We start from the raw sequence: 12,602 nt of genomic DNA on the forward strand, positions 1-12,602 counted from the left end.
ATCGGCGGCGGCGCGTTCATGCTCTACTACGACGCCACGACCAAGCAGATCGACGCCTATGACGGCCGCGAAACCGCGCCGGCCGCCGCCACGCCGGACTATCTGCACTGGATCAGCGCCACCGACCACACCGTGCCGCAACCCAATGCGCGCGCCAGCGGCCGATCCATCGGAACTCCCGGCGTTCTGCGGCTACTCGAACTCGCGCACAACGATCACGGCAAGCAACCCTGGCGCGATCTTTTCGATCCGGCCATCTCCATGGCCGATCAGGGGTTCAAGATCGGTCCGCGTATGTCGAGCCAAATCGCCGACTCCGCAGCCGATCTCGCGCGGGACGAGAACTCGCGCAATTACTTCCTGCTTGCCGACGGGACCGCCAAGCCCGCCGGAACCACACTGACCAACCCGGCCATCGGCAAGGTGCTGTCGGCAATAGCCACCGACGGCCCGGACGCCTTCTACAAGGGCTCCGTCGCCGCGGATATCGTCGACACCATTGCCACCACCTCCGGCGGGCGCACTCCGGGACTGACCTCGCTCGCGGATCTTGCTGCGTACCAAGCGAAGAAACGCACGGTGGTGTGCTCGCCGTATCGCACACACGAGATCTGCGGTATGCCGAATCCGTCCTCGGGCGGTCTGACGGTCGAAGCCACCATGGGCATTCTGTCGAACTTCGACCTGTCCACCATGAAGCCGACCGACAGCACCGGCGACGGTACTGCTGCCCGTAATGGTGGGAAGCCCACCGCCGAGGCCGTGCATCTCATCTCCGAGGCCGAGCGGCTCGCCTACACCGATCGCGACAAGTACATCGCCGACTCGGATTTCATTCCGCTGCCGGGCAATTCACCGCAGGCGCTGCTGAATCCGGACTACCTGAAGCAGCGGGCGAGCCTGATCGATCCGAATCACAGCATGGGCACCGCCCAGCCCGGTGATTTCGGACCGGTACCGCTGGGCAATGGCCCGCAGCCGCCCGAGCACGGCACCAGCCATATTTCGATCGTCGACAAGTACGGCAATGCCGCATCCATGACGACCACCGTGGAGTCCGCCTTCGGCGCCTTCCATATGGTCGACGGCATCGTGCTGAACAATCAGCTGACCGACTTCTCGGCCGAGCCGCTGGACAAAACCGGTGTGCCCGTTGCCAATCGCATCGATCCGGGTAAGCGGCCGCGCAGCTCGATGGCCCCGACGCTGGTCTTCGATCGCGCCGCCGACGGTTCGCGCGGGCCGCTCACCTATGTCACCGGTTCGCCCGGCGGCGCGGTCATCATCCAGTTCGTGGTGAAAACCCTGGTGGCCATGCTGGATTGGGGTTTGAACCCGCAACAGGCGGTGTCGATGGTCGATTTCGGAGCCGCCAATTCCCCGGTCACAGGTCTGGGTGGTGAACACCCGGCGATCGATGTCAGGGATCACGGCGATCACGACCCGCTCGTGCAGCAGCTACGCCAACTGGGACACCAGGTTTCGGTGGACCCGCAATCGAGTGGTCTGTCCGCGCTGGTTCGAGATGGAAACGGCTGGACGGGCGGAGCAGATCCACGCCGCGAGGGCGTTGTATTGGGCGATACGCACAACTGATCTCGTCGTCCCGGCGCATACCCGTCATCCCGGCGCGCTACCCGTCGTCCCGGCGCGCTACCCGTCGTCCCGGCGCATACCCGTCGTCCCGGCGCACTACCCGTCGTCCCGGCGCGCTATTGGCCGGGATCCACCGAAACCGGCTGGGGCGCAGCCAGTGTGGATCCCGGCCAAAAGCATGCCGGGATGACGACGTTGCCTTGCCTGGATGACGAGGTGCCTTGCCTGGATGACGAGGAATGCTCAGGCGGTGTATTTGGCGGTGTATTTGGCGCCCAGTTCGCGGAAGCGATCCATGGCGGCAGCGGCACGCAGCTTGTCATTGGTACGGATGGCCATCATGGGCACGTATTCGTCGTGCACCAATTCCAGTCGCGCCCAGGACTTCTTGTCCGCGAAGGAAATGCCGCGAATATCCTGCCAGCCGAATTCATTGTCGCCGAGGATGTTCCGGACCACGACGCCCTGCTTCCCGACCCGCACCCGGGGCCGGGTGAGCATCAGCACCGAACCGGCGAGCAGCAGGCCGAACAGGATGAGCGCGAGCTGATCGGCCAGCCGGAAATTCACACCGGTCGAACCCGTCCGCATGAAGATCCCGCCGACCGCGAACGCCAGAAACAGGACCGCCGCGATAATCCGGGAGGTCATGATCGCGTGCTGCGGCTTCACCTCGAGATCCCACTGCGCACCGGATGGCGCGGGGCCGTCGGTCTCCTCGCTCTCGGGAGTCGACTTCGATTGCACCCCAGACACTTCGGTGCCAGACACTTCGGATTCACCGGCCTTCGATTGGGCGGACGCCGCAGACGCATCGGGCTTGCGGGGCGGTTCCTCCGCCCCACCATCCCGTTTCCAGATCCGGACGACAGGCATGACTAGACGGTCTGACGCAGGTCGCGCAGTGTCAGCGCGGCATCCAGGGCGGCGGCGGATGCCTGCTCACCCTTGTTCTCCACCGAACCGGGCAGACCCGCACGGTCGAGGGCCTCCTGCTCGGTATTGACGGTGAGCACGCCATTGGTGACCGGGGTGCCCTCGTCCAGCGACACCCGAGTCAGACCGGCGGTAACGGAATCGCACACATACTCGAAATGCGGTGTGCCACCACGGATCACAACACCCAGCGCGACCACCGCATCATGCGTGCGGGCCAGCGCCTGCGCCACCACCGGCAGCTCCATGGCGCCCGCGACGCGGACCACGGTGATATCGCCGACCCCGGCCTCGCGCGCCGTCTTCTCGGCGTTCGCCACCAGAGCGTCGCAGATGGTGGTGTGCCAGCGTGACGCGACAATGCCAAGTTTGAGGTTCTTGGCATCGGCGAGCTCGAACGTGGGTACGCCCGTGCCGCTCATCGGTTTCCGCCCTTCTCGATCATCGGTTCAGTTCGCGGTTTCGCCGAGATCCAGATCGTCCAGGCCGACCAGATCGTGGCCCATACGATCCCGCTTGGTGCGCAGGTAGTGCAGATTGTGCGAGTTGGCGCGAACCGGCATCTGCACCCGCTCGGTAATGCTCAGACCGTAGCCCTCGATACCCGCGCGCTTATCCGGATTGTTGGTCAGCAGCCGCATGGAGGTGATGCCCAGATCGACCAGAATCTGTGCGCCGGTGCCGTAATCGCGGGCATCGGCGGGCTGGCCGATGGCGATATTCGCGTCGTAGGTGTCGAGCTGCTGCTCGTCCTGCACCTGGTAGGCCTGCAGCTTGTGCATGAGACCGATACCGCGGCCCTCGTGGCCGCGCATGTACAGCACTACGCCGCGGCCCTCATCGGACACCAGCTTCAACGCGGCGTTCAGCTGCGGGCCGCAATCGCAGCGCAGCGAGCCGAACACATCACCGGTCAGGCATTCGGAGTGCACGCGCACCAGCACGTCCTCACCCTTGCCATCGGCGCCGACGATATCGCCCAGGACCAGCGCGACATGCTCGGAATCGTCGTATTCGCTCTCGAAGCCGATGGCCTTGAAGTCACCGAATTCGGTGGGGATGCGGGCCTCGGCGACGCGGCGGACATGCTTTTCGTTCTTGCGGCGCCAGGAGATCATGTCGGCAATGCAGATGAGCGCCAGATCGTGTTCGTCGGCGAAGACGCGCAGCTCCTCGGTGCGCGCCATATCGCCTTCGTTCTTCTGGCTGACGATCTCGCAGATGACGCCGGCGGGGGTGAGCCCGGCCATGCGCGCCAGATCGACGGCGGCCTCGGTGTGCCCGGCGCGGCGCAGCACGCCACCGTCCTTGGCGCGCAACGGGACCACATGACCCGGACGGGTCAGATCATCGGACTTGGAGGCGCGATCGGCGAGCACCCGCATGGTGGTGGCGCGATCAGCGGCGGAGATACCGGTGGAGATGTTCTCGCGGGCATCCACGGAGACGGTGTAGGCGGTGCCGTGCTTGTCCTGATTGACCGCGTACATCGGCGGCAGGCCCAGACGGTCGCAGTCGTCGCCGGTGAGCGGCACACAGATGTAGCCGGAGGTGTAGCGGATCATGAAGGCCACCAGCTCGGGTGTCGCCTTCTCCGCTGCGAAGATGAGGTCGCCCTCGTTCTCCCGGCTCTCGTCGTCGACGACGACAACGGCCTTACCGGCGGCGATGTCGGCGACTGCGCGCTCGATGGTGTCGAACCTGGTCACGTCTGTTGTGCTCCATCTCGAATTAGGTGCCTACCTACAGTAAGCCAGCGTCCAATTTGCTCCGCCTCCGGCGTCACTGTGGTCACCCGCGCTGGACGAGTCGTTCGACGTACTTGGCGATCACATCCACCTCCAGGTTCACGGTCGTACCGGCGGGCGCGGACCCGAGCGTGGTGAGAGCACGCGTGGTGGGAATGAGCGAGACCTCGAACCAGTCCTTGCTGCCGTCGGCGGCCGCCTCGGCGGCGATGCCGAGGCCGGAGACGGTCAGCGAAATGCCGTCGACGGTGATGGAGCCCTTCTCGACGACATAGCGGGCGATGCTGTCGGGCAACGAGATTCGCACCACCTCCCAGTTCTCCGAGGGGGTGCGCGAGAGCACGGTGCCGGTGCCGTCCACATGGCCCTGCACGATATGGCCGCCGAGGCGGCTGTTCACGGCGGCGGCGCGTTCCAGATTCACCCGGGAACCGACCGCGAGGGCGCCGATGCTGGAGCGATCGAGTGTCTCGGCCATGACATCCACGGTGAAGACGTCGCCGGCGACCTGCTGGTCCACCACGGTGAGACAGACGCCGTTGACCGCGATCGAATCACCGTGTCCGGCATCGGAGGTCACCAGCGGGCCGCGAATGGTGAGGCGGGCCGCATCGGCCAGTTGCTCGGTGGCGACGATCTCGCCCAGCTCCTCGACGATGCCTGTGAACATGCCCTGCCTCTCCCTGTCACCTAGGGCCACGTCCGGGCCCCTCGCTTGCGCCAACAGCCCGGACCACCGGCGGTATTCCCGATGGGCGAGTGTCCACCACCAGCCTAACGACGCCGGGTCGTAGGCGACATGCGGCCTACTTCACTGGTGGGTTCGGTACCGCTGGACGCTGCGAGAGGGTAGAAGCCGACCCGGAGTGCGTGAATTCGCCGAATTACGCGGGATCTCCAATTGAAAATTCGGAATTTCCCAGTTCTGCAAATTGTCCACCGGGGCGCAATCAGCCTGCCTTACCCAATTCACGACTCGCTCACACCAGAATCTTGCGCATCTACAGAAATGGACGCAATATTGTTATGCAGCTGATTCCTACCGTTCAACTTCTCCGCGAGCAGTGCAGCGCAGAACAAGGTGTCCAGGTGTACTACAACACAATTGGGAGTGCAGCGTGACCACGCTTCTCGATACCACGCTCGAAGTTCGCTGCGTGCAGTACCGGCGCGAATTTCATCTGCCGGCATCGATCGATCCGACGTCACGACACATATTACTCGAGATAGGCAGCCGTTACGGAGCCATCACCATGCCCGCGGAACTAGGCGAAAGAGTGCAACAGAGACTCGCGCAGGCCGATCTGGCCGGGCCGGTTGTCCACCACCCCCGCGCGCGACGCTGGACCTTCATTACCGGTCCGGTCCGGCCGGAGACGCTCGGCACCTCCGTCGGCGCTGCGCTGTTCCGGGAATACGCCACCGTCGCCTGCGCGGGCGCTCAGGTCGTACTCCCGTCCGCCGATGACGAACGAACGGGATACCGCACCTGGATTCAGCCGCCGGAAACGGTCAGCTCGGTGCCGCCGCTGGAATCGGTGGTCGAAGCGCTACTTCGCCGCTGAGGCTGCCACCGCGATGACCCGCTGCCGCAAGGCTTCCACGGTGGCAGCGGGGTCGGCGGTGCCGTACACGGCGGAACCGGCGACGAAGCAATCGATACCGGCCTCGGCGGCCTGTTCGATGGTGTCCATATTGATGCCGCCGTCGATCTCCACCACCAGACGCAGTTCACCGGCATCGACCAGGCGACGCACCGTGCGCGCCTTCTCGAGCACACCGGCAATGAAGGACTGACCGCCGAAGCCGGGCTCGACGCTCATGACCAGCAGGGTGTCGAACTCGCGCAGGATCTCCAGATACGGCTCGATCGGAGTGCCGGGCTTGACCGAGAGCCCGGCCTTCGCACCCGCCGCACGGATATCGCGTGCCACGGCGATCGGATTGTCGGTGGCCTCGGCGTGGAAGGTGACGTTGTACGCGCCCGCCTCCGCATAGCCCGGCGCCCAGCGCTCCGGATTGTCGATCATGAGGTGGCAGTCCAGCGGAATGTCGGTGGCCCGCAACAGACTTTCCACCACCGGCAGACCCAGGGTCAGGTTCGGCACGAAGTGGTTGTCCATGACATCCACGTGCACCCAGTCGGCGCCCTCGATGGCCTTCACCTCTTCACCGAGTCGCGCGAAATCGGCGGACAGGATGGACGGCGCGATCATGGGCGCGGGCCGCACAAAGGGGGAGGAAGGAGTGCACACACGCGGCAGTCTAACGGCACCACCGTCGCCGATCGACGACACCGGCGATGCCTGGTCTCGATCCGGTCGCGAGCTACCCACGAGCCGGCGATCGCGACCAATGCGCTGATTGCCACGCGGTGGAATGGGTAGCCTAGTGCAGGTGATCAACATTTCGGCGGACCAAGGGCTGCGGGCCACACCGGTCGAGATCGGTGTCGCCGCCTCCGTCTCCCAGTTGCCCATCGTGCGCGGACTCGCCGAAACCCTGGTGTTGCTCAGCGAATTCACCCTCGACGAGGTAGCCGATATCCGCCTCGCCGTCGACGAGGCGGCGTCCACCGTCATCGCGCTGGCGGCACCCGGTACGACGCTGCAGTGTGTGTTCACCGTGGGCGATACGGATTTGGTGGTGCGGGTCAGCGGCGTCGCCAAGGCCGAGGGGCTGCCGGATCAGCGCAGCTTCGGCTGGCATGTACTGCGCACCCTCTCCGATGAGGTAACCGCCGCACAGGGCGAGTTCGACCCCGCAATCTCCGGATACCCGACGACGGTTGAGTTCCGGCGGGTCCGGGGGAAGGCGTAGTGGCCGACGAGGACATCGTGTTCGCAGCTCCTGAAGAAAAGCAGCCCGACTCGCCCGAAAACGGCACTGCCGCCGAGACAACCGAGAACGGCACGGCCATCGAGAACGAGACCGTTACCGAGGACGCTGCCGATGAGGCAGTCGATCCCGAGGAAGCCGAAGAGGTCGCCGAGGAGGTCGCGCGCAGCGGATCCGGATACGACGATGTATCAGCACTGTTCGAGCAGCTGGCGGCCACCGATCCGAAATCTCCGCGGCGCACCGCCTTGCGCGGCGAGCTGATCAACCGCTGTATCCCGCTGGCGGACCACATCGCTCGCAAATTCTCCGGACGCGGCGAGCCGTTCGACGATCTCACCCAGGTGGCGCGCGTCGGCCTGGTGCACGCGGTGGATCGGTTCGATGTCAGCCGGGGCTCCAACTTCCTGTCCTTCGCGGTGCCGACCATCATGGGTGAGGTCCGCCGGTACTTCCGCGACAACACCTGGGCCATGCGAGTTCCGCGACGGGTCAAGGAAACTCATCTACGCATCGGCTCGGCCATCGACGCGCTCTCGCAGCAGCTGGGCCGCTCCCCCACCGCCAAGGAGATCGCCGCCCAGCTGGGCATCGACGCGGACGAGGTGACCCAGGCCGTCATTGCCGGAAACGCCTATCAGCCCGCCTCGATCGACGCGGTGTCCGTGGGCCGCGATACCGAGGCCTCGCTGCTGGACACCCTCGGTGAGGAGGAGTCGCAATTCGATCGGGTCGAGGAGTACGTCGCGATCCGGCCGCTGCTGGCCGGGCTGCCCGAGCGGGAGCGGCGCATTCTCACCATGCGGTTCTTCGAATCCATGACGCAGACGCAGATCGCCCAGCAGATGGGGATCTCGCAGATGCACGTCTCCCGGATTCTGGCGAAAACCCTTGCCCGACTGCGGGAGCAGACGACACGCGAGTAGTTCGACCGCCCGGCCGGTTATGGGCTTGCCAGGCACTCGCACCGGTGCGACGATCAACGTCTCTCGGCACGTACCGCAATCGGGCGGGACACATGACGCAGCACCGCGATCAGCACATTGTGAACCAGATCGACCAGCTCGTGAACGAGCAGCTGGCCGACGGAGAGCCACACACCGGCTACGACTACGGCGATCCGGATTTTCCGCGCTGCCCGCATCCCTGGTGCGATGAGGAGTGGCACGGACTGCCGATCACCACGCGGATGGCCGAAATGCGCTGGCGTGGTGAGGTGGATCCAGGTTATCGGTATCCGGACGATACCTCGGCGGTGCTCTGCCCGGGTTCCGAGGACGCCGGCGATTTCACGCCCGCCGACAAATTCCGTGCGCTGGCCCAGCTGCGGCAGTCGGTATCGGTATCGCGGACCGTGCAACGGATTCGGGCGGAAGCGCAGTGGTGGTGCTGTTTCCACATTGCCGACCTGACCATCAGCTCCGTGGTGGTGCGCGGTGGCGGATCGCCCCAGCGATTTCTCCAGATCAATGGTGAGACAGTCGAACTGGTGCCCGATGCCGACGGCACCTGCATGCTCGGCCGCACCGATCGCGGACCGGACAGCAGCGCGCGACCGCAGTGGATGGCCATCCACTGCCGCCAGGCGCCGCGCGCGGGCGTGTGGGTGTCCTGGCGGCCGACGCCCTGACGGGTGAGGTCCGCACCGAGCGGTGCGGACCTCGAGCCTTATGCCGCGTTTATTCGAGGGGCTTGCGCAGGGCGGCGACGAACATGGCGTCGGTGCCGTGCCGGTGCGGCCACAGCTGCGCGGCGAGGCCGTCACCGAGATCCGGGACGCCGGGCAGCAGCTCACGAGAATCGAGCTGCTCCGCACCGGTGCGGCGGACCATATCGGAGACCACGGATACCGTCTCCGCCAGATGCGGGGAGCAGGTCGAGTACACGACCACGCCACCCGGGCGCACCAAATCCCATGCGGCAGAAAGCAGTTCACGCTGCAGTTTGACGAGGTCGCCCACATCGGACGGCTGGCGACGCCAGCGCGCCTCCGGGCGCCGGCGCAGCGCGCCCAGGCCCGTGCAGGGAGCATCGACCAGGACGCGGTCGTAACCCGGAGTCAGACCGCTGTCGCGGCCGTCGGCGATATGAATATCGACCGGCAGACCACGGGTCGACTGGCGAACCAGTTCGGCCCGATGCTCGGCCGGTTCCACCGCATCGATGCGGTGGCCGTCGATATCGGCGATCGCACCCAGCAGCGCGGCCTTGCCGCCCGGTCCGGCGCACAGGTCCAGCCAGCGACCGCCGTCCGGGCCATCCAGCGGCGCGCGGGTGAGGGCCAGGGCGACAAGCTGACTGCCCTCGTCCTGCACCCCGGCCAGTCCGTCGCGGACCGGCTCCAGCTTGCCCGGGTCACCGCTGTCCAGGTAGACGGCATACGGTGACCAGCGACCTTCTTCGCCGCCGGTCACCAAAGCCAGTTCCTCGGCGCTCATTTCGCCGGGACGCGCCACCAGATGCACGATCGGACGGGCATCGTCGGCCGCAAGCACCTCGCGCAACTCACCGGCCCGCTCGCCCAGCGCATCCGCGAACGCCTGCGCGATCCACACCGGATGCGCGAACTCGAAGGCCATATGCCCCAGCGGATCCTTCGGCGCCAGCGCCTCGACCCACTGCTCGGCCGACCTCTCCGCCACCCGCCGCAGCACCGCATTCACGAAACCGGCTCGCCCGATGCCGAATTCGGCCCGCACCAGCGCCACCGAGGTATCCACCGCGGCATGCGCCCCGATCCGAGTACGCAGCAACTGGTAGGCGCCCAACCGCAGCGCATCCAGCAACGGCCCGTCGATCTCGTCGACCGGTCGCCCGGCGCCCGCGGCGATCACCGCATCGAGCAACCCCAGCGACCGCGCGGACCCATACGTCAGCTCGGTAGCCAGCGCCGCATCACGCCCACTGATCTTCCGCTCCCGCAACAGCCCCGGCAGCACAAGGTTCGCATAGGCGTCCCGCTCCCGCACCGCCCGCAACACATCCCGAGCAACGACCCGCACCGCATCCAACCCCTGCGCGGCCTCCGCACCCCGATCCCCGCGATCCCCATGCTTACCAGCAGCGGTAGTCCGCTTCGAGTCGCCCTTGGCCGCCGCGCCACGACCCCGAGAGTCGTTGCCACGCCCGGCCGAACCGGAGCTCCGCCGCTGATCACTCTGCGCCCCAGCCGATTCGCGCTGATCGGCGCTGTCAGACCCCGGGCCGCCCTTACCCGGGCCGCGGACGTCGTTCTTGCGGGCGGAATCATTCCGAGCAGGCTCCGAGCGGTCCCCACTCGACGATCGCTGACCAACAGCGGAAGTACTCCGACCCGCGCGCTGCGCGGCGGAGTCCGCCGACTCCGATCGGCGCTGATCACCTTGTGGCGCAGCCGATTCGCGCTGGTCGGCCCCTGCGGTGCCACCCTTGCCTGCGCCGCGTGCGTCTTCGCTGCGAACGGAGCCAGTGTGAGCGGCCTCGGAGCGGTCCCGGCCGGTCGAACGCTGACCAACGGGAGCACTCCGACCGGCGCTGGTCCGAGGTCCGCGCGCGTCGGCAGCGCGGCCGCCAGTGGTAGGCGCCCCGGTACTGCCGGTGCGGGCCGGGCGCGATTCGCGGCCGTCCACGCTGGAGCGCGGCCGGCCGGAGTCGTCACGACCACTGGTGTTCTTGCGGGAGTCCGCGTTTGCCGTGCGAGCGGTGTCCGACTTCGGGCGCCAGTCGCGACGCGGCAGTTTTGCGGCAGGCTTGGCGTCACGGCGGTCGCTGCCGGCGGGACGGCCGGCACTACTGCCGGTGCGCGAATCGCCGCTGTCCGCAGCCTTGCGCGGGCGGCCCGAGTCGGCGCTGTCGCCGCGGCGGCGGTCGCCGGTGGCGGGGCGGGCTCCGGTGTTATTGCGGGACCGGTCGTTCCCGGTGCGCGCGGTGTCTTTTCGCGGGCCGCGCGACTGCCCGGTGGCGGGCTTGTCGCGGCGGTCGTCACCGGTGGCTTCTCCCCGATCGGGGCGGGTCATTCGACCACCGCGCCGGGTTGGAGGCGGGCACCGCGGGCCCAGTCCAGGGCTGGCATCATGCGTTTTCCTTGGGGTTGCACCTCGATGAGGCGGACGGCTGTGGTGGCGGTGCCGATGAAGACGCCCGACTTGCGGACCTCGATCTCGCGTTCGGGGAGGGTCTCCTCCACCAATTCGATCGGGCCGAGCTTGAGACGTTTACCGTCGACTTCCGTCCACGCGCCCGGATTCGGGGTGACCGCGCGGATTCGGCGAGAGATGGCCAGGGCGGGCTGATCCCAGCGGATGTGGCCCGCTTCCGCCTCCACCTTGGAGGCGTACGAGATGCCCTCCAGTGGCTGCGGAACCGCGTGCAGGGCACCGGCTTCCACCCCGTCGAGGGTGGATTCCAGCAGGTGCGCACCGCTTTCGGCGAGGCGCGCCAGCAGGATGCCGGAGGTGTCGGTGGGACGCACGGCCTCGGTGACGGTGCCGAAGACCGGACCGGTATCGAGACCCTTCTCGATCAGGAAGGTCGAGGCGCCGGTGATCTCGTCACCGGCGAGGACGGCCGCCTGCACCGGCGCCGCACCACGCCAGGCGGGCAGCAGCGAGAAGTGCAGATTGATCCAGCCGTGCCGGGGAATTTCGAGCACCCGCTCGGGCAGCAGTGCGCCGTAGGCGACAACCGGACAGCAGTCCGGGGCCAATTCGGTCAGCTGCTCGATGAATTCGGGCTCCGACGGCCGCTTCGGCGTGAACACCGGAATGCCGTGTTCGTCCGCGAGCAGCCCGATGGGCGAACGGGTGACCTTGCGGCCACGCCCGGCCACCGCATCGGGCCGGGTCACCACCGCCACCACCTCGTGGTTCGCGGATTCGATGAGCCGGCGCAGCGACGGCACCGCCGGTTCGGGGGTGCCGGCAAAAACCAGGCGCATCACTTGCTCCGTTCCCGGGCGCGACGACCGCCACCGATGTCCGACGCGGGCAGCACGGTGATGCCCCGGGAGAACCAGGACGATTCACGCAGCGTGCGCATCGCTTCCTTACGAACCTCGGGCGCCAGCCGCTGCAGGAACAGCACGCCGTCCAAGTGGTCGGTCTCATGCTGCACGCAGCGGGCCAGCAGGCCTTCGGCGCGGAATTCGACTGGGGCGCCATGCATATCGACGCCACGCACGATCAGCGTATGCGCGCGGACGACATCCTCACGCACACCGGGAATGGATAGGCAGCCTTCGGGCCCGACTTGCGTCTGCTCACCGATCACCTCGAAGGAGGGGTTGATCAAATGCCCCTCGGCCGCACCGGTGTCGTAGACGAAGACGCGTAACCCGACCCCGATCTGCGGGGCCGCCATACCGACGCCCCCGCTTTCGTACATGGTGTCGATAAGGTCGGTCACCAGCTGGCGTACCTCCCGATCGAACGTCTCGACCTCCGCCGCGCGAGCGCGCAGGATCGGATCGCCGAACAGGCGGACAGGCTGGATGGTCACGGGCAACTC

Annotated in this window: 13 protein-coding genes; 5 read left to right on the forward strand and 8 right to left on the reverse strand. The window is 66.9% G+C overall.

All coding sequences use genetic code 11. The features are described from left to right. Positions 1–1,596: gamma-glutamyltransferase family protein (locus tag JWN03_RS34655; RefSeq protein WP_297623997.1), on the forward strand; the 1,596-nt coding region annotated here is incomplete at its 5' end. A 243-nt stretch (positions 1,597–1,839) separates the two neighbouring features. Here JWN03_RS34655 and JWN03_RS34660 read toward each other — a convergent pair. From JWN03_RS34660 to JWN03_RS34675, 4 genes are all read right to left on the reverse strand, one after another. Then, positions 1,840–2,343 (reverse strand): PH domain-containing protein, encoded by a 504-nt coding sequence (locus JWN03_RS34660; RefSeq protein ID WP_297623999.1) that lies wholly within the window; start codon positions 2,341–2,343, stop codon positions 1,840–1,842. A 131-nt stretch (positions 2,344–2,474) separates the two neighbouring features. Beyond that, entirely contained in the window at positions 2,475–2,954 is a 480-nt protein-coding gene (gene ribH, locus JWN03_RS34665; protein ID WP_297624002.1) for a 6,7-dimethyl-8-ribityllumazine synthase, read from the reverse strand. A gap of 27 nt (positions 2,955–2,981) precedes the next feature. Beyond that, complete coding sequence (locus JWN03_RS34670) at positions 2,982–4,241, reverse strand: bifunctional 3,4-dihydroxy-2-butanone-4-phosphate synthase/GTP cyclohydrolase II (RefSeq protein ID WP_297624004.1); 1,260 nt, start codon at positions 4,239–4,241, stop codon at positions 2,982–2,984. Positions 4,242–4,323: 82 nt separating this feature from the next. Further along, complete coding sequence (locus JWN03_RS34675) at positions 4,324–4,950, reverse strand: riboflavin synthase (RefSeq protein ID WP_297624007.1); 627 nt, start codon at positions 4,948–4,950, stop codon at positions 4,324–4,326. A 607-nt stretch (positions 4,951–5,557) separates the two neighbouring features. On the opposite strand from JWN03_RS34675, the gene JWN03_RS34680 reads away from it, so the two are divergent. Beyond that, positions 5,558–5,845, forward strand: a complete 288-nt coding sequence (locus tag JWN03_RS34680) for a hypothetical protein (protein ID WP_297624012.1) — start codon at positions 5,558–5,560, stop codon at positions 5,843–5,845. Here JWN03_RS34680 and rpe read toward each other — a convergent pair. After that, positions 5,831–6,496 carry a ribulose-phosphate 3-epimerase gene (gene rpe / locus JWN03_RS34685; RefSeq protein WP_297624076.1) on the reverse strand — a complete coding sequence of 222 codons (666 nt, stop codon included), beginning with the start codon at positions 6,494–6,496 and terminating at the stop codon, positions 5,831–5,833. The genes JWN03_RS34680 and rpe overlap by 15 nt on opposite strands. Positions 6,497–6,677: 181 nt before the next feature. Between rpe and JWN03_RS34690 the strand changes: the two genes are divergently transcribed. The 3 genes from JWN03_RS34690 (at position 6,678) to JWN03_RS34700 (ending at position 8,748) form a co-directional block, all read left to right on the forward strand. Next, positions 6,678–7,100, forward strand: coding sequence for an anti-sigma factor (locus JWN03_RS34690; RefSeq protein ID WP_297624015.1), 423 nt, complete (start codon positions 6,678–6,680; stop codon positions 7,098–7,100). Further along, positions 7,100–8,044 carry a SigB/SigF/SigG family RNA polymerase sigma factor gene (locus tag JWN03_RS34695; RefSeq protein ID WP_297624018.1) on the forward strand — a complete coding sequence of 315 codons (945 nt, stop codon included), beginning with the start codon at positions 7,100–7,102 and terminating at the stop codon, positions 8,042–8,044. The genes JWN03_RS34690 and JWN03_RS34695 overlap by 1 nt, the downstream gene beginning before the upstream one ends. 92 nt (positions 8,045–8,136) lie before the next feature. Next, positions 8,137–8,748 carry a hypothetical protein gene (locus JWN03_RS34700; RefSeq protein WP_297624021.1) on the forward strand — a complete coding sequence of 204 codons (612 nt, stop codon included), beginning with the start codon at positions 8,137–8,139 and terminating at the stop codon, positions 8,746–8,748. Positions 8,749–8,797: 49 nt separating this feature from the next. Here JWN03_RS34700 and JWN03_RS34705 read toward each other — a convergent pair whose 3' ends face one another. The 3 genes from JWN03_RS34705 to def form a co-directional block, all read right to left on the reverse strand. Continuing rightward, positions 8,798–10,120: an RsmB/NOP family class I SAM-dependent RNA methyltransferase gene (locus JWN03_RS34705; RefSeq protein ID WP_441343121.1), complete on the reverse strand. Its 1,323-nt coding sequence runs from the start codon at positions 10,118–10,120 to the stop codon at positions 8,798–8,800. A gap of 989 nt (positions 10,121–11,109) precedes the next feature. Then, entirely contained in the window at positions 11,110–12,033 is a 924-nt protein-coding gene (fmt, locus tag JWN03_RS34710; RefSeq protein ID WP_297624024.1) for a methionyl-tRNA formyltransferase, read from the reverse strand. Further along, positions 12,033–12,593 carry a peptide deformylase gene (gene def, locus JWN03_RS34715; RefSeq protein WP_297624027.1) on the reverse strand — a complete coding sequence of 187 codons (561 nt, stop codon included), beginning with the start codon at positions 12,591–12,593 and terminating at the stop codon, positions 12,033–12,035. The genes fmt and def overlap by 1 nt, the downstream gene beginning before the upstream one ends. Positions 12,594–12,602 lie beyond the last annotated feature (9 nt).

It is taken from the genome of Nocardia sp. (genome assembly GCF_025465275.1).
Classification (GTDB): Bacteria; Actinomycetota; Actinomycetes; order Mycobacteriales; family Mycobacteriaceae; genus Nocardia.